This is a genomic window from Rubellimicrobium aerolatum (assembly GCF_017872975.1).
Classification (GTDB): domain Bacteria; phylum Pseudomonadota; class Alphaproteobacteria; order Rhodobacterales; family Rhodobacteraceae; genus Rubellimicrobium; species Rubellimicrobium aerolatum.
In genome coordinates this window covers 1-18,538 of record NZ_JAGGJP010000030.1, presented here as the reverse complement: position 1 = coordinate 18,538, position 18,538 = coordinate 1, and the positions used below count along the sequence as shown (strand labels likewise).

19 protein-coding genes and 2 pseudogenes are annotated in these 18,538 nt (G+C 69.3%); 12 read left to right on the top strand and 9 right to left on the bottom strand.

Annotated elements, in window-relative coordinates:
* Positions 1–60 precede the first annotated feature (60 nt).
* From J2Z33_RS17335 to J2Z33_RS17310, 6 genes are all read right to left on the bottom strand, one after another.
* A complete protein-coding gene (locus tag J2Z33_RS17335; RefSeq protein WP_209843389.1) occupies positions 61–270 on the bottom strand; it encodes a hypothetical protein in 210 nt (69 codons plus the stop codon).
* A gap of 7 nt (positions 271–277) precedes the next feature.
* Positions 278–439, bottom strand: coding sequence for a GlsB/YeaQ/YmgE family stress response membrane protein (locus J2Z33_RS18890; RefSeq protein ID WP_342454225.1), 162 nt, complete (start codon positions 437–439; stop codon positions 278–280).
* A 154-nt stretch (positions 440–593) separates the two neighbouring features.
* The gene (locus tag J2Z33_RS17325) at positions 594–1,460 is read right to left on the bottom strand and encodes a YsnF/AvaK domain-containing protein (protein ID WP_209843387.1); all 867 of its coding nucleotides are present in this window, start codon (positions 1,458–1,460) and stop codon (positions 594–596) included.
* 132 nt (positions 1,461–1,592) lie between these two features.
* Positions 1,593–2,570: a PhnA-like protein gene (locus J2Z33_RS17320; RefSeq protein WP_209843385.1), complete on the bottom strand. Its 978-nt coding sequence runs from the start codon at positions 2,568–2,570 to the stop codon at positions 1,593–1,595.
* A gap of 117 nt (positions 2,571–2,687) precedes the next feature.
* Positions 2,688–2,894 (bottom strand): CsbD family protein, encoded by a 207-nt coding sequence (locus J2Z33_RS17315; RefSeq protein ID WP_209843384.1) that lies wholly within the window; start codon positions 2,892–2,894, stop codon positions 2,688–2,690.
* A 122-nt stretch (positions 2,895–3,016) separates the two neighbouring features.
* Positions 3,017–4,522: a helix-turn-helix transcriptional regulator gene (locus J2Z33_RS17310; protein WP_209843382.1), complete on the bottom strand. Its 1,506-nt coding sequence runs from the start codon at positions 4,520–4,522 to the stop codon at positions 3,017–3,019.
* A 497-nt stretch (positions 4,523–5,019) separates the two neighbouring features.
* Between J2Z33_RS17310 and J2Z33_RS17305 the strand changes: the two genes are divergently transcribed.
* From J2Z33_RS17305 to J2Z33_RS17290, 4 genes are all read left to right on the top strand, one after another.
* Entirely contained in the window at positions 5,020–5,901 is an 882-nt protein-coding gene (locus tag J2Z33_RS17305; RefSeq protein WP_209843380.1) for a manganese catalase, read from the top strand.
* A gap of 305 nt (positions 5,902–6,206) precedes the next feature.
* Entirely contained in the window at positions 6,207–6,950 is a 744-nt protein-coding gene (locus tag J2Z33_RS17300; RefSeq protein ID WP_209843378.1) for a class I SAM-dependent methyltransferase, read from the top strand.
* A 153-nt stretch (positions 6,951–7,103) separates the two neighbouring features.
* On the top strand, positions 7,104–8,405 hold the full coding sequence (gene nhaA, locus J2Z33_RS17295; protein WP_209843377.1) for a Na+/H+ antiporter NhaA: 1,302 nt from the start codon (positions 7,104–7,106) through the stop codon (positions 8,403–8,405).
* A 31-nt stretch (positions 8,406–8,436) separates the two neighbouring features.
* Positions 8,437–9,468: a mechanosensitive ion channel family protein gene (locus J2Z33_RS17290; RefSeq protein WP_209843375.1), complete on the top strand. Its 1,032-nt coding sequence runs from the start codon at positions 8,437–8,439 to the stop codon at positions 9,466–9,468.
* Between the two features lie 8 nt (positions 9,469–9,476).
* Here the strand turns inward: J2Z33_RS17290 and J2Z33_RS17285 are convergent, their stop codons facing one another.
* Genes J2Z33_RS17285 through J2Z33_RS17275 form a run of 3 tightly spaced genes read right to left on the bottom strand, consistent with a single transcriptional unit; the run spans position 9,477 to position 12,375 of the window.
* Positions 9,477–10,727 carry a DUF2254 domain-containing protein gene (locus tag J2Z33_RS17285; RefSeq protein WP_209843373.1) on the bottom strand — a complete coding sequence of 417 codons (1,251 nt, stop codon included), beginning with the start codon at positions 10,725–10,727 and terminating at the stop codon, positions 9,477–9,479.
* Positions 10,724–11,257 (bottom strand): DUF421 domain-containing protein, encoded by a 534-nt coding sequence (locus tag J2Z33_RS17280; protein ID WP_209843371.1) that lies wholly within the window; start codon positions 11,255–11,257, stop codon positions 10,724–10,726. Before J2Z33_RS17280 ends, J2Z33_RS17285 begins: the two co-directional genes overlap by 4 nt.
* Complete coding sequence (locus tag J2Z33_RS17275) at positions 11,254–12,375, bottom strand: endonuclease/exonuclease/phosphatase family protein (protein ID WP_209843369.1); 1,122 nt, start codon at positions 12,373–12,375, stop codon at positions 11,254–11,256. Before J2Z33_RS17275 ends, J2Z33_RS17280 begins: the two co-directional genes overlap by 4 nt.
* 420 nt (positions 12,376–12,795) lie before the next feature.
* Between J2Z33_RS17275 and J2Z33_RS19015 the strand changes: the two are divergent.
* The 8 genes and pseudogenes from J2Z33_RS19015 to tnpA form a co-directional block, all read left to right on the top strand.
* A pseudogene (locus J2Z33_RS19015) lies at positions 12,796–12,873 on the top strand (LacI family DNA-binding transcriptional regulator); the annotation flags it as partial.
* Positions 12,874–12,968: 95 nt separating this feature from the next.
* Positions 12,969–13,799, top strand: coding sequence for a substrate-binding domain-containing protein (locus tag J2Z33_RS17265; RefSeq protein WP_342454224.1), 831 nt, complete (start codon positions 12,969–12,971; stop codon positions 13,797–13,799).
* A 74-nt stretch (positions 13,800–13,873) separates the two neighbouring features.
* On the top strand, positions 13,874–14,665 hold the full coding sequence (locus J2Z33_RS17260) for a 3-methyl-2-oxobutanoate hydroxymethyltransferase (RefSeq protein ID WP_209843363.1): 792 nt from the start codon (positions 13,874–13,876) through the stop codon (positions 14,663–14,665).
* Positions 14,666–14,685: 20 nt separating this feature from the next.
* Positions 14,686–15,708, top strand: a complete 1,023-nt coding sequence (locus J2Z33_RS17255) for a sterol desaturase family protein (RefSeq protein WP_209843361.1) — start codon at positions 14,686–14,688, stop codon at positions 15,706–15,708.
* Positions 15,709–15,718: 10 nt separating this feature from the next.
* Positions 15,719–16,036: a MocE family 2Fe-2S type ferredoxin gene (locus J2Z33_RS17250; protein WP_209843359.1), complete on the top strand. Its 318-nt coding sequence runs from the start codon at positions 15,719–15,721 to the stop codon at positions 16,034–16,036.
* A gap of 121 nt (positions 16,037–16,157) precedes the next feature.
* Entirely contained in the window at positions 16,158–17,096 is a 939-nt protein-coding gene (locus tag J2Z33_RS17245; RefSeq protein WP_209843357.1) for a substrate-binding domain-containing protein, read from the top strand.
* A gap of 303 nt (positions 17,097–17,399) precedes the next feature.
* A pseudogene (locus tag J2Z33_RS17240) lies at positions 17,400–18,043 on the top strand (IS30 family transposase); the annotation flags it as partial.
* Between the two features lie 88 nt (positions 18,044–18,131).
* Positions 18,132–18,476, top strand: a complete 345-nt coding sequence (gene tnpA, locus J2Z33_RS17235) for an IS66-like element accessory protein TnpA (protein ID WP_209843352.1) — start codon at positions 18,132–18,134, stop codon at positions 18,474–18,476.
* The last annotated feature ends 62 nt before the right edge of the window (positions 18,477–18,538 follow it).

Genomic DNA, 18,538 nt, shown 5'->3' with positions numbered 1-18,538 from the left:
GCTCGCCACGCTCCAAATCTGGCCGGCTACAACGCTAGCCTACCATGCCCCGACGAGCTATCATCGACCCTGGAGCCGTGATCGGGGTCCAGCCAGCATGACGGCGTCCGCGCCCCGGTTGAGGGTTTGGACGACCACGACGTCGCCGGGCGGCTTGATCGAGGCGCCGCGCTGCACGGACAGGCCCATGACATGCTCGTCGGCGGCCAGCTCGGCCAGGAGCCGGTCGGTGCCTGCGGGCGCAAGAGTGATCTCAATGGTGCGGTGCATGATGAGGTCAGGTCCGGCGCGTAACCGCGCCCCGGATGATAAGAACAAGGATCGCGCCAATGGTGGCGTCGATCAGGCCCGCACCTACGCTGGGGTCGTACCAACCCAGGGTTCGGCCGGGCGATGTGGCGAAGAAGGCGCCAACGATGCCGAGGAGCGCGGTCCGCACGAAGCCCGAGGGCTCGTGGCGTCCCGGAGGATCAGCTTGGCGAGGAGGCCCGCGATGAAGCCGATGATGATGGTCCAGAGAAAGCCCATGCTCGCCCTCCGCTCGACGCGGGACAAAAAAGGGGCCGCCGCCTGTGAGGCGACCCCCGAGGACGTCAGTCGGTGAGCGGCCGGGTGGCGTGCAGACGCTCGGCCTCCCGCTCGGCTGCCACGCGCTCGTCCTCTACCTCGACCTCGGTCTTGCGCACGGTGTCCTGGATGCGCTGGTGCTGCACCTCGGTCTCCTGCCGCAGGCCGATCTCCTCGACCACGCGAGCCTCCTTGGAGACCACGGCCTCCTCGCGCCGCTCGGTGGCCTCAAGGGTCCGGTCGCCGGCCGCGAGATCGGCCGCGGTGGCCGGGCGGTCGACAGCACGGCGTTCGATGGTCACGTGCTGCGCCCGCAGCTCCACCTCCGCTTCGACCGGCGTCTCGACCACGTAGGAGCGGATGCGGACCCGGCCCCCTTCGGTCATGCGCTTGCCGACCCGGAGCTGCTCCTCCACCACCTGGATGACGTCGTCATCGCCGGGAACGCCACTGCCTGCCGATCTCATCGTGGCGGCCTGAGCAGTGGCGCCCGCGGCCGTATCGCCGACGTAGCCCGTCCAGCCAGCGCTCCTCCACTCCGCCTCACGCTCGTCGATGTTGTCCGCACCCGAGCGCTCGAGAAGGTCGGCCACGCGCCCGTAGTTGGCGTCGTCGGTCATGACCGACAGCGCGATGCCGCCGCGGCTCAGGCCCTCGGCGTAGGCGTAACGGTCCTCGTCGGGCAGGAAGAGGTTGCCCAGCGAGGCGAAGAAGCCCCCCTCGTCGCGGCGGTGGTCGTAGGCCGCCGCGCTAGCGTCGCGTGTATAGGTCGAGTCGTCCTCTGGCAGGAGCGTAATGGCGGACGCCGGGACGCCATCGGCGACCAAGGCGTTCCTGGCGGCTTTGGCCTCGGAACGGGAGTCGAAATAGGCGACGATGGTTTGCTGAGCCATGGAAAGATCCTGTTCTCGGGCGGGTTCGGTTCTGGACCGAGGCTGTGGGTCAAGGGGGACCGTCACCATGCGGGTGTCACGACCCTTGCCTTGCATGGTGACGGGGGTGTCACTCGTTAACAGGTGACCTGGTCAAAGCCGCGTCGTGGTGGTCGTCCGGGCAGTGGTCAGCCGCGCCGTCATGGTGGGGTCCACCGCACCGGCCCGGCCGCCGAACCAGCCCGCGAGCGCGCCGATCAGGAGCCCGATGGCGCCCAGGATCGTGCCCGTCGAGACCGCGTTGGCGGCCGTGTCGGCCACGTCAGCGACCTGCTCCTGCACGTTGCCCACGGTGGAGCTGTACTGCTCCTCGAAGCCCTCGACCTGGGTGCGCGCCTCCTCGATGGGAATGTTGCGCGCGGTCGCGAGCGCCTGGGCCGCCTCCTCGCGGGCCGTCTCGGCCTGCGCGGGGTCGCCCGTCACCAGCGCCCGCACCGCGGCGACAGCGGCATCGCGCGCCGCCGCGGCGTCCTCGGCCGGCACCGCGTCCTCGATCGCGGTCTGGATGCCCGCGAAGGCGTCCCCGGCCGCATCCGGCGCCGACGCCGCCGCCGTGGTCGCGGTCTGCACCGCCCCGCCGGCCGCGGAGGCCACGCCGCCGGCCACGTTGCCGAGCGTGCTGAAGGCGCCGCCGACGATGGAGCCCAGCGTCGAGGTCAGGAGGTAGAAGATGAGAAGGGTGCTGAGGGCCCAGGCGGTGAGCCCATGCCAGCCCGCGGTCGACTCCTTGGGCTTGCCGCCCAGGCGTCCCGCCGCATAGCCGCCGATGAAGGAGGCCACGATCCCGGACACCACGAACCAGATGCCGGCGCCGATCCCGAGCGTCGCGGCCTCGGGGTTCTGGCCCGCGCCCTGGCCCGGATCGAGCGTCGCCGCGCCCAGGCCGATGCCGAGGAGGTTGAGGATGAGCTGGATGGCGAGGGTCAGCACGACGCCGGCGAGCACCGCGCCCCAGGAGATCTGGTTGATCATGATGGTGCGGGCGTCCTCGGCCGGCGTCACCGGGCTCATGTGCGGGGCGTCATGGTCGTCGCGGTTGCGCGGCGTGTCGGGGTGGAAGGTGTCGGTCATGGCCAGGGTCGTCCTTCGGGGTCATGGGCTGCGGGGAACGGGTTGGCCCGGGCCAGCCACGAGCCCGGGCCGCCGCGCGCCGGGCCCTGCACGGGAGGCCCGGCGGCGGAACGGAGGTCAGGGCTTGCCCGAGCGGGGCTGGTCGGGGTCGAAGGCGTCGCGCACGGCGTCCTTGAGGCCGCCTATCGCGTTCCGGACCGTGCCGGCCGCCGTGTCGGCGCGGCCCTCGGACCGGAGCTTGGCGTCGCCGGTGAGCGTGCCCAGGGCCTCCTTGACGGAGCCCTTGGCCTGCTGGGCGCTGCCCTTGGCGCGATCGTCGTCCATGATGGCCTCCTTGCCTTGGGGCTGGCGAGGACCGGGGGCCCGCGTCAGCCGATGCCGGGCAAATGGTCCAACCGGCCTATGGTTCCGAAGATTCCTGACCAGGTCAGTAAGGACTAGGCCGGTTAGTCCTTAGGGAGGGAGGTCCGGCGCGTCCGGCGCGGCGGCACCTCGCCATCGCCAAAGCCGCGCTCGCGCGCCCATACGATCAGGGCGCTGCGGCGGTTGACCCCGAGCTTACGGTAGAGCGAGGCCAGGTGGTTCTTGACGGTGTTGCTCGACACCTTGAGCCGCTGGCCGATCTCCGCGTTGCCCAGACCTCGGCAGATGAGCCCCAGCACCTCGCGCTCCCGGCCCGTGAGCTCGGCCAGGCCCGCCACCGCCCCCTCGCGCCCTGTTCTCTGGGGATGCCGCAGCTCCGCCAGCTTCTCGACCACCGCCTGGGAGAACCACGACGCGTCGGCCATCACCGCCTCGATGGCCGCCATCAGCTCGGCCTCCGAGCGCCTGCGCTCGCTCACGTCCTGAATGGCCAGAAGCAGGCTCGGCTCGTCGCCGAGGCGGACCGCGTCGGCCGCCACCAGCGCGTCGAACTCCGCCCCATCCTTGGTCCTGAGCCGCGTCTCCAAGCTGCGGACCTGCCCCGTGGCGGCGAAGGCGCGCTCGAAGCTCCGCCGCGCGCCGGCCTCGGCCCAAAGCCCCACCTCCGCCAGGCTCCGACCCACCGCGTCCGGCGTCTTCAGCCCCGTGAGCGCGCAGAAGGCCTCGTTCACCTCCACGAAGCGGGTGCCCTTGGCCGCGACCACGGCGAGCGGGACTGGCGCCAAGCGGAAGCACGTGACGAAGCGCTCCTCGGAGTGCCGGAGCGCCGCCTCGGCGCGCCGTCGCGGCTCAAGGTCGGCGAAGGTGAACAGCAGGCAGGGCTCGTCGCCCATCTCGATGGGCTGGCCCGCCACGATCACCAGCTTCTCGGCGTCGGCCGGCACGGCGAGGCAGGCCTCCATCTGCGGGATGGTCTGGCCCGCGCGCAGCCGCTCCAGCGCGAGGTCGCGGCGCTCGGCGCGGGCCAGCACGTCCACCTCGTGCAGGCTGCGCCCGAGGATCTCGTCCCGCCGGAGGCCCGTGAGCTCCAGGAAGCCCTCGTTGACCTTGACGAAGCGCTGGTCCGCGAGCCGGCAGATCAGCGATGGCGCCGGGTTGGCCGCAAAGGTCGCCTCGAAGCGCGCCTCCGCCTCCACCTGCTCGCTGACATCGGTGACGATCACCACGAGGAGGTCGGGCGCGCCTGAGGCGTCGGTCATGGCCAGGCTGCGCAGCCGGTGCGCCCACTCCACCTCTGGCGCGTCGGCACGCGTCACGTGCACCACCACGTCGTCCACCGCCTCGCCCGACACCACGCGCTCGATCGGATGGCGGCCGGAAGCGGGGCGATGAGCGCCATCCGTGAGCACGTAGGTCGCTCGGTAGGCGGCCACCGTGTCACCCAAGGCCGCAAGGTTGGTCGCTCCATGCATCCGCAACGCAGCCAAGTTAGCGTAGCTGATGCGCTGATCGGGCTCGATCAGGATCACCCCCTCGGCGAGGCCCTCGATGATCCGCTCAAGCTGCGCCCGCGTGGCGTCGTCTGTCACCCGATGCCGTCCTTCCTTCACGCCCGGAAGGGTAAGGGCTTGGCGGGTCAAGAGTTCCTGACATGCAGGGAACTGCGTTCAGGTCACAAGGTGCGCGAAAGTCTTGTGGAAAGACTCGGTCCAGCGCTTGCGGGGGCACTTTCCGGCAGGTTCGGGCGAAAGACCGGTTCCGTGAGCTTCTTTTTCAATAGAGATGCTTTTGCCCACGGATGCTCTGCGAGGTTCTCGTCAGCCCGCTTCGGAGTTTTTCAACGGCATCCGTGATTGGCGCACGGTGCAGCAGACATGCACGACTATCTGCGCGCCTTTCCAGGTTGGGGTGTGGGCCACGAATGCGTGCGGGGCCGCCCCGACGGGGAACGTCCGTGCTCCGTACCGGTTAGAGGAAATGTTACAGGGTCGGCGCCAACACCGGTGCGGCCCCGTCCCTCCGCCGCGCACACGCGCCGGCGCAACCCGGCCGGCTTCCAGGGACCGGCCTCACCAGGAGCCCCGAGATGTTCTTCCGCACGAACCAGTATCAGTTCGACGCCAAGCCCGAGCGGCCCGATCCGGTCTTCGCCAAGATGCTGCAGGAGCCGCTCGGCGGCCAGTGGGGCGAGATCAGCGTGATGATGACCTATCTGTTCCAGGGCTGGAACTGCCGCGGCCCGGCCAAGTACAAGGATATGATCCTCGACATCGGCACCGAGGAGATCGCCCATGTCGAGATGCTGGCCACCATGATCGCGCGGCTCCTCGAGACCTCGCCGGTCGAGGCGCAGGAGGACGCGGCCAAGAACTCCCTCGTGGGCGCGGTGATGGGCGGTGCGCGCGTGGAAGACGCGATCTTGGCTGGCATGAACCCGCAGCACGCCATCGTGTCGGGCTCGGGCGCGATGCCCTCGGATAGCGTGGGCTATCCCTGGAACGCCAAGTACACGATCGCCTCCGGCAACCTGCTCGCCGACTTCCGCTTCAACGTGACAGCCGAGAGCCAAGGCCGGCTTCAGGTCTCGCGCCTTTACAACCTGACCGAGGATCAGGGCGTGAAGCGGATGCTGGCCTTCATGATCGCGCGCGACACGATGCACCAGAACCAGTGGCTCGCCGCCATCGAGGAGCTCCGGGCCGACGGGCTGGAGGAGACGCCAGTGCCCTCCAACTTCCCGCAGGAACTCGAGGACAGCCGCGTCGCCTACAACTTCTGGAACTGCTCCGAAGGCACCGAGAGCGCCGAGGGCCGCTGGGCCCAGGGTCCCGCCCCCGACGGCAAGGGCCAGTTCGAATACCTCGCCAACCCTGTGCCCATGTCGCAGGACGAGGGCCAGCTCGGCCAGGTGGATCCACGCCTCTACGGCACGCCCAAGGCGCCGGTGCCCAAGTCGGCGGCAGAGTGACGCCATCTCATGCCGGACGGCGGTCCCTAACGAGAAGCCGCCGTCCCGTGCTCTGCCCTAGCGAGCCCGGCGCGGGCCGAGCACCGATTCCAGGAGCAGCCCACATTGTAGCTGAATGCTGTGGAGGGCTCCGCTCGCTCTTGGACGAAACCAGGAGCCACCCTCGAAAGGGTTTGAGCGTGCTCTGCTTCGCTGGCAGGCCGGACCGCATGCCCATGATCTCAAATCCTGCTCTTGCCCAAGGTCGCCGCAACCCAGCGACCGTTCCGTGTGAGGACGAAGCTGCTGTCGCGGCCTCTTCGTCAGTGATCCCTTCGCTCTACGATATGGCCGAGGTCTACGACGCCATCCTGCCGCCCGGCCCCTGCGAGCCCTTCTACCGCGAGGAGGCGCGGCGGGTCGGCGGGCCGGTGCTGGAACTGGCCTGCGGAACGGGGCGGCTCACCATCCCGCTGGCGCGGGACGGGCACAACGTGGTGGGACTCGACGCCGCGCCCGCCATGCTGGCCCGAGCCAAGGCCAAGGCGGCCGAGGCCGGGACGGCCGTGACCTTCGTGGCCGGCGACATGCGGGACTTCGACTTAGGCCAGCGCTTCGGCTTCGTGCTCCTGTCCTGCAATTCGCTGTCGCACCTGACCGAGCCCGAGGACCTGCGCGCCGGCTTGGCGGCGATCCGGCGGCACTTGGCGCCCGGCGGTGTGCTGGCCTTCGACGTGGTGCTGCCCGACCCATGTAACTTGGTCCCGCCCGAGGGGGGCCTGCGCCGGCTCGACCTCGGCCCCAACCCGGCCTCGGCCGTCGAGGCGGAGGAGCGAGTGGACTACGATCCGGTGCGCCAGCTCCGCGTCGCCCATTGGCGCGTCCGGCCACCGGGACGGGACTGGATCGAGCTGGCTCCCCTGGTCCAGCGGCAGTTCTTCCCCCACGAGCTGCCGCTGCTGCTCGGGGCGTCGGGGCTGGAGCTGGTGGCGCGGCACGGCGACTTCGCCCGCAACCCGCTGGCGCCCTGGAGCCTGAACCAGGTGTGCCTGGCCCGCAGGGCGAGTTGAGCGGATCAGGCCAAGGCGGGACGACTTGCGGCTTCAGCGTTGATCGCGAGCCCGCCATTCCTAGGTCAGGCGGAGGCGTGTGCTGCGTGCGCTTGGGCATTGAGCCCGGACAACGGAGACCAAGACGTTCCTGTCCAGGAGAAGGCGCAGCCCATGTCCGACCGCAAGCCCGGGATCTCCCGTCCACCGTCCTCGGTCGCGCACGCGCGGCGATCCCGCCCCTTCTCGATGCTGCGGGCCTTCCTCGACGGGCAGGCCTCGGGCGGGATCGTTCTCATGGGAGCGGCGGCGCTCGCGCTCCTCGTGGCGAACTCGCCCCTGGCGCCGGCCTACTTCGGGGCGCTGCACGCCTATCTCGGCCCGCTCAGCCTGGGGCACTGGATCAACGACGGTCTGATGGCGGTCTTCTTCCTGGTAGTGGGGCTGGAGATCAAGCGCGAGGTGCTGGACGGCCAGCTTCGCACTTGGCCCGACCGCGTCCTGCCCGGCGTCGCGGCCCTGGGTGGCATGGCCGTGCCCGCGCTGGTGTTCCTCCTCTTCAACGCCGACGACCCGACCACCGCCCGAGGCTGGGCCATCCCCGCCGCCACCGACATCGCCTTCGCGCTGGGCGTGCTGTCGCTCCTCGGGAACCGCGTGCCCACCTCGCTCAAGGTGTTCCTGACCGCGCTCGCCATCCTCGACGACCTGGGCGCGGTGCTCATCATCGCGCTCTTCTACTCGGGCGAGCTGTCCCTGCCGCACTTGGGCGGAGCGGCGGCCGTCCTCGCCGGGCTCGTCCTTCTGAACCGCTTGGGCGTCCACCGGCTCTGGGCCTACCTCCTGCCCGGTGTCCTCCTGTGGGCGTTGGTGCTGGGCTCGGGCGTCCACGCCACGGTCGCCGGCGTGCTCCTCGCCCTCACCATCCCGTTGCGGATCTCGCCCGCGCGCCCGGACGACATGGCCCATTCGCCCCTGCACCGCCTGGAGCACGCCCTCCACCCCTGGAGCACCTTTCTCGTCATCCCGATCTTCGGCTTCGCCAATGCCGGCGTGTCCTTCGCCGACCTGACGACCGAGGCGCTGACGAGCGACCTGACGCTTGGCGTGGCCCTGGGTCTCCTCCTGGGCAAGCTCGTGGGCGTGTTCGGCAGCGCATGGATCGTGATCCGCCTCGGCCTCGCCGACATGCCGATGGGGGCCGGCCGGCTGCAGCTCCTGGGCGTGGCGCTCCTGTGCGGGATCGGGTTCACCATGAGCCTGTTCATCGGACTCCTGGCCTTCGCCAGCGACCCCCTCCTGCAGGAGGAGGTCAAGGTGGGCATCCTGGGCGGCTCGCTCGTGGCGGGGCTGCTGGGCTGGGCGGTGCTGCGCGTGGCGCCGCGCGACGCGCCCGGACCGGGGGAGAACCGTCCGGCACGTGGACCTTCCAAGGTCACGCCGACCTCGCCCACCGGCCCGCTCGCCTCAGATTGAGGCGGGCGGTCAGCACAACCCCACAGGTCCCATGTTCGAAGCCCACGCCCAGACTATCGAGCCCGCTCCCACAGCGGACGAGCCCGACACCCTCGCCGAGGCCGTCCAGGCCGATCCCGGCGTCATCCTCGACAAGATCGCGGCCTGGGTGGAGGGCTTCCAGCGCCTGCTGCCCAACATCGCCGTGGCGCTGGTGGTGCTCCTCGTCTTCGTGGGCCTGGGCTGGGGCGTGCAGAATGCGCTCGTTCGCTGGGGCAAGCGGCGCGACCGCGAGAACCTCGGCGCCGTCCTGGGCTCCTTCGTCAAATGGGCGGTCATCGTCCTGGGCGGGCTCGTGGCGCTCATCGTCGTCATCCCCACCTTCAACCCCGGCGACCTCATCGCGGGCCTGGGCATCGGCTCCATCGCCATCGGCTTCGCTTTCAAGGACATCCTGCAGAACTGGCTCGCGGGGCTTCTGCTGCTGATCCGGCGCCCCTTCCGCATCGGCGACGAGATCGTGGTCAACGGCTACGAGGGCCGCGTCGAGTGGATCGAGACGCGGGCCACCATGATCCGCACCTACGACGGGCGGCGCGCGATCATCCCCAACGCCGACGTCTTCACCAACGCCGTGACGGTGAACACGGCCTTCGACCTGCGGCGCTCGGAGGTCGACGTGGGCATCGGCTATGGCGACCCCATTCCCGCCGCGCGCGAGGCGATTCTGGCGGCGCTGCGCGAGGTGGAGGGGGTGGAGCCCGACCCGGCCCCCGAGGTCCTGGCCTGGGAGCTCGCGGGCTCCAGCGTCAACCTGAAGGTCCGCTGGTGGTCGCACAGCCGCCGCACCGACGTGGTGCACGTGCAGGCGAGGGTCGTCGAGGCGATCAAGGGCGCGCTCGACCGGGCAGGCATCGACATGCCGTTCCCCACGCAGGTCGTGCTCCACCACGACCAGACGGAGGAGGTGGACGGGGTGCGCGGCCGGCAGCGCGAGGGCTGGCCACCCCGCCAAGACGGCCCCCAGCCCCGACCCGCGCGGGACATGGCCTTCCCGCGCGATGGCGCGCAGGGAGACGGATAGCGCGGCTGTCAGGCCGCCTGCACGCGGGCGGCCAGGGCGCGCAGTGGCTCGAGATCCTGCGGCAGCGTCATCGCCGCGTCCGCGCGCGCCAGCGCCTCGGCCGAGAGCGCGCGAGCGGGGGCGGCGAACCGTGCCGGGTCCTGGGTCGCGAGCATGAGGAGCGCCGTCTGGAGCCAGTGCTGCACCTCGGCCAGCGCCGCCCCGTCGCGGGCGATCCAGCGCAGCGCGTCCCGCAGCAGGGCCCCAGGCTCGATGGGCTCGACCCGGAGGCGGGGGTGGCGGACCTCGGGACTCGCCCGGCCCGTGGCCTCGGACCAGTCGCAAAGGAGGTGGACGGCCGTGGCGATCACGTCGATGGCGGTGCCGGGGTCGTTGATCCCCGGCGAGAGCGCCTTGGAGCCGATCTCGGAGAGCACCGTGAGCGCGAAGCGCGGGTCGGCCTCGAAGGTGCGCTGCCGGCCGACGAGGAACGCGCCGCGCACGCGGGCGCGTTCCTCGTCCGACAGGGCGCGCATGGCCACGGCGAGCGGGCGACCGGGCCCGACGAACCGGCCCGGCCTGGCGACGAGGTGGAGATCCGCGCCCAGCTCGTCCGCCAGGGTCCCCAGTCCGTTCGCGTCCACGGCCTGCACGTAGCCGGGCGCCTCGGGAAGGACCGGCTCGCCTCCGGCTGGCGGCCCTTCGGCCGGCGTGCCGCCCAGGAACGGGTCGGCCGCCAGCTCCCGCAGCGTCCGCCGGGCCTCCTCCTCGACGAGATCGATCGACTCGGCCACGTCGCCCAGGCGGCTCAGCCGCGCGATCCAGCGCAGCAGCGACACCATCAGCACCAGCAGCAGCAGGCAGGTGACGAAGAACAGCAGCACCTTGGAGGCGTTGCCGTAATAGCCCGTGGACAGGCCCACGATGCCCACCACCGAGAACACGAAGCCGCCGATGAAGGTGGAGATGGCGGCGCGCGCGGTGGGGTCCTGCGCAAGCAGCGGGCGCACGCGCGGGGTGGCTGCGGCCGAGGCGGCCCGCAGCGACGAGGCCATGATGCCCAGGGAGAAGATCGCCACCGCCAGCAGCGTGTTGGCGAGCGCGTCGAGCAGGTCGTAAACGCCGCTCAGGCCGATGAGGGTCATCAGGCCGCTGGGCAGCAGGTGGGCCACGAAAGGGGCGGCGGCCAGCACCGCGACCGCCGCCACCGCCGCCACCGCCGGGCGGAACCAGAGCGAGCGCGCCACCCGTGCGGCCAAAAGGGCCAGGCGGGGCGTCACCGGTCCTCTCCGGCCCCGGCCACGTTGGCCAGGCTCGACGGCTGGTCGCCCGAGGGCTGGCCCGACAGCACCGACAGCGAGCCGTCCGTCTCGATCACCACGCTCACCGTCTCGCTGAGCGCCGCGTGGCCCTGCCCGCGCAGCGCCGCCAGCACCTCCTCGCGCGTGAGCCGCTCGCGCTTCATCGCCCCATCCTGCCAGCGGCCGCGATGCACCAGGATGGCCGGCTGCGCCTTGACGAGCCGCTGCACCCGCTCGGAGCGCACCGAGGCCCAGGTCACCCCGAACTGGAGCAGCACCAAGAGCGCCATGCCGGCCAAACCCTCGGCCAGGGGCGTGCCGGTCGACAGCATGGTGGAGGCCAGCGCCGAGCCCAGCGCCACGGTGACCACGAGGTCGAAGGCGTTCATCTTGGACAGCGTGCGCTTGCCGGTGACGCGCAGCACCAGCACCAGCCCCGCATAGGCCAGCGTACCCACCACGAGCACGCGCAGCACCCCATTCCAGCCCTCGAACAGGTCGATCGTCATGGCGCTCCTCCTCCGCTCCGTCTTCCTAGAGCCTCGGCCGCGCGGATCGCCGTCCCGGCCGCTGCGAGGTCGCCTGGGCTGGCCCATGGCGCGGTGCCGGCGGGCGCGGCGCCTAGGCACAGCTCCGCGAGCACCGGGTGGTGGTCTGAGCCGAAAGGCGGCAGCACCTCCCATCCCGACAGCCCCCACGCCTCTTGGGCGAGCACATGGTCGAGGGGCCAGGCCATCCACCACGACTCGGCGCTGAAGGTCGGGTACAGGCCGCGGCCCTCGCGAGGGTCGGCGAGGCCGCCCACACGCAGGACGCGTCGGACGGTGGCTTCCCAGGGCACCGCGTTGAGGTCGCCCGCGAGGACCGTGGGCACGCCCGCGTCCCGCGCCAGGAGCGCCGCGCGCAGGAGGTGCGCGTCGCGCATCGTGGAGGACTGGTCAGGCGGCAAGGGCGGGCGCGGGTGCAGGCCGAGGAGCCGCACCGTGCGCCCGTCTGGCAGGGCCGCGTCGGCGACGATCGTGGGCGTCACGGCGTCGAACCACAGCTCCACGCGCGCGTCCTCGAGCGGCAGCCGGGACAGCAGGTGCATGCCGTAGGCCACGGCGTCCTCCGGGATGTGCTGGACGCGGTGCGGGTAGGCGTCGTGGAGCGGCCGCAGCGCCTCGTCCCACCAGGCGTCGGTTTCCATGGCCAGGATCAGGTCGGGCCGGGCGTCCTCGATGGTGGCCAGGAGGCGCGCGGCGCCCTCGTCGCTCTTCTGGACGTTGGCGATGAGGAGGCGGAGCCTTACCCCGGGCTCGCAGGCCTCGGTGGTGGGCACAGTGGGCGCGGCCAAGGGCGCACAGGGCGCGAGCGCGGCCGCGTTGACGCCCAGGCCCGCGCCGCCGGCCGCCAGCGCCAACAGGCCCGCGGGGCCGCGCCCGGCATCGAAGAGCACCGCAAGCAAGACGATCACGAGCAGCACGACCCCGAACTGGAGCCGCGCGAAGTCCAAGGCTCGCACCGCCCAAGCATCGGTGGCGAGCAGGGGCAATGCCGAGGCCAGGGCGAGCGCCACGAGGAGCAGGCTCGCAGTCCACCTGACGATACGGCCGAGTGGGTGCGGGGCAGTCCGGCGCTGGGCCATGGCAGCGTCTCCAGAAGCTGGCCCTCAACGACCGGCGTGAGGGTCCGTGTTCCATGGCTCTTTACGCTCCTGGTTCTTTGGCTACCGTCGCGGAAGTCTTGTATTGTTAGCCGGCCCTGAAGAGGACTGGGGGGCGCAGGGCTGCCATGATTTCTGTTAGGCGAGACTAAGAGAGGGCCAGGCTGGCCCCCACCGCTCGACCCTTCGGAGGCTTAGCGGCGACACGAGTGCCCCAGCCAAGCAGATTCCCGCCAACCGACGCACCTGACTTTTGTACAGCATAAAACTTTGTCCAGATTGCCCCGGGCTGACGGATCCAGAGTCACGAGTCATCTACGGACCGGTCGGGTTCCAGAGGCACTCCCTTGTCTTGCCCACCCGGATAGGTCAGCCAAGGTCCGAAAGCACCAGAGCGCTTGCATGGCCAAACCCACGATCAGCGATATCGCCCGACTGGCGGGTGTCGGAACCGCGACCGTGGAGCGTGTGCTCAATGCGCGCGGTGGAGTACGTCCCGAGATGATCGAGCGCGTGCTCACAGCCGCGCGTGCTCTCCACCTTCCCGTCGGTTGCCAGACCCGCATCGGGGCATCGTGCGCATTGATCTCCTGCTTGTCCGGCCCGACTCGACGTTCTTTCTCCGCCTTGCCCGCGCCTTCGATCGCATCGTCGCCGTGCTCGACCCCGCGATCTCGGTCCACCGGGCCTTTCTGCTCGAAACCGATCCGGCCGCCATCGCGCGGCGCATCGCCGAGCCGCCGCACCGCCGCTCGGGCCTGATCCTCGCGGTGCCCGACACGGCGCCGGTGCAGGAGGCGCTTGGGCGCGTGGCGAGGGAAGGGCTGCCCGTGGTGCAGGTGGTGTCACGCGCCGTGACCCAGGGCGCGGCCTATGTGGGCATAGACAATAAGGCTGCGGGACGAACCGCGGCGCTGTTCCTGGCCCGGATGCAGCCGCGCCCTGGCCCGGTCGTCGCCTTTTGCCACTCGGGCCTCTATGCGGTCCATCGCGACCGTATCAGCGGCTTCTCCGACGCGCTCGCGCGCCATGCCCCGCACCTCGCCTTCGAGTGCGTGCTGTTCCACGGCGACGATGGGAGCCGAGCGCGTGTCCTCCTGCGGGAAGCGCTACAAACCTGGCCGGACTTGGCCGGGTTCTATAACGCAGGCGGCGCGAACGGCGCGCTGGCCGAGGAACTGGCCCGGCTCCCAAACGGGGACAAGGTGTTCTTCGCAGGGCACGAGCTCACCGATCGAAGCGCACGGGCGCTCCGCGACGGTGTCATGGACATCGTGCTTGATCAGGAGCCCGAGGCGCAGGCTCAACGCGCGATGGACTTGATGCTGCACAGCCTGGGGTTCCTGCAGGAGCCGGTGGAGAACCCGGCCATCCGCTTCGTCACCCTCACGGCTGCCAACGTTTGATCAGTTTTGATCACCGTCGGATGCGCGGCCGGCGCTGTCCTTGATGTAGGACCTCGTTCGGGAGGATCCGAACGATGACTGAGCGCCCCAGGGTGCACGACCTGCTGAGACAGAAGGGGAGCCGCAAGTGGCTCCAGCTTCATGTGGACAATGGCGAGGAGGCTGCAGCTGCGGTCGAAGCGGGGATCGTGATCCTGTCTTGCGAGGCCGATGTCACCCTTGACATGGTTCGCGCGGCGGCGCCCTCGGCCTTTGTTTCGACTGGCATGGCGCATGGTTCGGTGGCCTCACCCGACGAGGCGGTGCGGGAAGGCTTTTCCTTGCTCCGACGCGGCGCGGACTCGATCTACTGCTCGCACTCGCCGCGCTTCATCGAGGCCATGGCGCGTGAAGCGATCCCGGTCACGGGCCACGTGGGCCTTGTGCCGAACAAGGCGGCTTGGACCGGCTATCGGGCCGTGGGCCGCACCCCGGAGGAAGCTGCGCGCGTGCTGCGCGAGGTCAAGGATCTCGAGAACGCGGGCGCGGCGACCATCGAGGTTGAGGTGGTGCCCGTGCGTCTGGCTGCTCACATCACGGCCACGACGCCGATGCTCACGATGGGCATGGGCTGCGGCACCGCCTGCGACACGCAGTATCTCTTTTCCTGTGACGTGCTCGGCACGCACACCGGGCACTACCCCCGCCACGCCAAGCGCTACGACGACTTCGTGGCGCTGATGGCGGAGGTCCAGACGCGTCGCGTGATGGCCTTCCGCGCCTGGGCGGATGACGTGGCCTCGGGCACCTACCCGGAGGTGACGCATCAAGTGGACATGAGCGACGACGCCTTCGAGCGCGCCCTCGACCTGACCCGATCCTTCTAAGCTTCGACCCGGAGGACTTCATGGACGATCTCAAATTCGGCACGCGGAACAAGCGCGGCGACTGGGCGCCGACCGAGCCGGCGTCGACCGCACCGCTGTTCGAGTTGCCACCCCGGCCGCTGGCCCTGCTCAAATGGCTGCCTCACTACTTCTTCCCCTACAACGCGCTCTTCTTCCTGTCGGCGCTGGCTTGGTGGGCCTGGGTCGTGCCGGACGTGGAGGTCATGCGCACCCTGTCCTGGGGGTGGGTGCTGCGGCTCCTGGCGGTGAACGCCGTTGCGGTGTTCCTGTGGTACTTCGTCTTCGAGCTGCGCCTTTACATCACGCGGGCGCAGGGCAACCGCTTCAAGTACAACGGCAAGTTCCCGGCCGAGCAGCCGTCGGACGTGTTCTGGTTCAAGTCGCAGAACATCGACAACATGCTGCGCGGCTTCCTGTCGGGCGTGCCCATCTGGACGGGCCTTCAGGTGCTCATGCTCTGGGCCTACGCCAACAGCTTCGGACCCTGGCTGTCCTGGGCGGATCACCCGCTCTGGCTCGCGGCGCTCTGCCTCCTCGTGCCGGTGATCCATGAGGCCCACTTCTTCATGATCCACCGGCTGATCCACACGCCGTTCCTCTACAAGTGGGTGCATTCGGTCCACCACAACTCGGTCAATCCCTCGCCGTGGTCGTCGCTCTCGATGCACCCGGTCGAGCACCTGCTCTACTTCTCGCCGATCCTGTACCATGTGTTGATCCCGTCGAACCCGGTGATTGCCCTGTTCCAACTCCACTTGGCGGGCTTCGGTGCGGTGCCAGGGCATGTGGGCTTCGACAAGATCGAGGTCGGAGAGGACCGGGCGGTCGATAGCCATGCCTACATCCACTACCTCCACCACAAGTACTTCGAGGTGAACTATGGCGATGGCCTGATCCCTTTCGACCGCTGGATCGGCACCTTTCACGACGGCTCTAAGGAGGCTGAGCAGCGCATGAACGAGCGCTACCAGCGCAAGGTCGAACGCCTGAACGCCCGCCGTGCCGCCCAAGTCGCTCGCTGAGGACCACGCGATGACAGCAACGACCTGGATCACCGTGTGTCGCTTCGAGGAGATCGAGCCCGAAGGCGTCGTCCGTTTCGACCATGCGGGTCGCACCTTTGCGGTGTTCCGCTCGCCCGAGGACGAGGTGTTCTGCACCGATGGGCTTTGCACCCACGAAGCGGTGCATCTCGCCACCGGCCTCGTGATGGAGCACGAGATCGAGTGCCCCAAGCATTCCGGCGTGTTCGACTACCGCACAGGCCAAGCCAAACGCATGCCGGCGTGCATCAATCTCCGAACCTATCCGGCTGAGGTCGTGGACGGGGTCGTGCGCATCGCCGCGTGACCCCTGGCCCCTTGCGCTGCGGGCAGGTCCCACCGGTCGCAGCGCCACGAGAACTCCCCACGAAGATGGGGACCGGCCCAAGCACAACCGGGCGGACCGGCGCCCGCAGGGAGGACAGACCATGAAGACCAGACTTCTGCTTGCCGCGCTCGGCCTCGGCCTCGCCGGTGCCGCTTCGGCTCAGTCGGTGGGCGTCAGCATCGTCAACTTCGACAACAACTTTCAAACGCTGCTTCGCAACGGCATGGCAGTCCATGCCGAAGAGCTGGGCGTCGACATCCAGATCGAGGACGCCCAAAACGACATGGCCAAGCAGCTCGATCAGGTGAACAACTTCATCGCCAATGGCGTGGATGCGATCGTCGTGACGCTGGTGGACAGCTCGGCCGGGCCCGCCCTGACCCAGGCCGCCGAAGCGGCCGGCGTTCCCCTCGTCTACGTCAATCTCGAACCCGCAAACCTGGCCGATCTTCCCGCAAACCAAGCCTATGTCGGCTCCAACGAGGTCGAGTCGGGCACATTGGGCGCCACCGAGGCCTGCCGCCTTCTGCGTGAGGCTGGCGCGGCCGAAGCCACGGGCGTGATCCTGATCGGCGACCTCGCCCATCAGGCGGCGGTGCAGCGGACCAAGGACGTCCACGACGTTCTGGCCACCCCTGACTGCAGCTTCATCACCATCACCGACGAGCAGGTGGGCGGCTGGTCGCGCGAGGGCGGCTCCAACCTGATGACCAACTGGCTGTCCTCGGGCGATACGCCGGACGTGGTCTTCGCCAACAACGACGAGATGGCGTTGGGGGCGATCCAGGCGCTCAGCGCGGCGGGCGTTCCCAAGGAGGACGTGATCGTTGTTGGCATCGATGCCACTGCGGATGGGTTGCAGGCGATGCAGGCCGAAGACCTCGACGTGACCGTGTTCCAGAACGCCAAGGCGCAGGGCGCAGGCGGCCTCGATACCGCCCTGGCCCTCGCCAAGGGTGAGACGGTGACGAGCCCCGTCTACGTCCCCTTTGAGCTAGTCACCCCCACCAACATGGCCGACTACATCGGCACGAACTGATCAGGCGCGTGCAACACTCCACCGGAGCGGCATGCCGCTCCGGCTCGACGACTTCGGCGATGCGGTGCAGCGCCTCATATTTTTGGAGTTGGAACTGGCTGCAATCCTCGCTCACCAGCGGCATCGCCAAAAGAGCGCTCCACGCGATGGCAAGAGAGTCTTGAACTCTTGACCGGTCCTAAAGAGGACTGGCGGGTGCAGGGCTGCTATAATTTAGGTTATGCGACTCAGCTCAAAGAGTCGGCACATTCTATTTCGAACTGCGACAGGTACGTAGATCCACGGAGTTACCTGGAGGATGCGATGCCCTGCCCGTTCGTTCACCTGAGCTTGGAGGAGCGCCGGCAGTTGGCGCGGCTGCGCGAGCAGAAGATTGCGATCGACGAGATCGCCCGGCGACTCGGCCGACACCGCTCGACCATCTACCGCGAGCTGAAGCGCAACTGGTGGCACGACGCCGAGGTGCCGCAGGCCAAGGGCTATTGGCCGGTCACGGCCCAGCAGTTGGCGGACGGACGACGCCGGTCCTCCTGCAAACTGGCACGCCACCCGGACCTGCGCGCAGCGGTCATCGACCGCCTCAAGGACGGCTGGTCGCCCGAGCAGATCGCGGGCCGCCTCAAGGTCGAACCTGGGAGCGGGCCACAGCACTGGCTCTGCCACGAGACGATCTACCGGTTCGTGTACTCCGCCGAGGGCCAGAGCCAGGAGCTCGCCCAGTATCTTCCCGAGCGCCGCCGGGCCCGCAAGCCAAGAAGCTTGGTGTTTCCAGGGACCTCGCGCATCCATCACCGTCCCAAGGAGGTGAATGTCCGGGCGGAGTTCGGCCATTGGGAAGCCGACCTGATGATCTTCCGTAAGAGCACGGCCCGGCCAACGTGGCCACGGTGGTCGAGCGCAAGAACCGCTTCACCGTGCTGTTCCGCAACAACGACCGTCGCTCCAAGCGTAAGCGTCTGGTCTAGCTGCTCTGACGGTCGGAGATGCCGAGGGATAGTGTCCGCTTGTGGATGATGGACACTATCGGGGTCTGGGGTGGCACGAGGGCGGAAGCGGCGGGTCTGGTCGGACGAGGAGAAGCGGACGATCTGCGCGCAGACGCGGGTGCCGGGTGTCTTGGTGAGCCAAGTTGCGCGGCGCACCAACGCGAACACCAATCTGGTCTTCACCTGGCTGCGGGATCCGCGGTTCGCGCCCGACAAGGCGACCGAAGAGACCAACCTCTTCCTGCCCGTCGAGATCGTCGGGGAGCACGACTGCCCTGCTGAGCCTGCAACACCAGCCGTCGAGAGCCGGATCGAGATCGACTTGGCCGGCGGCCACCGGCTGCGGATCACGGGCCACTACTGGCCTGCCTCCCGAAATCGGATCCATCTGTAATGTCAGCGGAGCTGACGATGAGCTGCTACCCGAGTCTGGACCACCCGGCTGGCCTCTCCCGG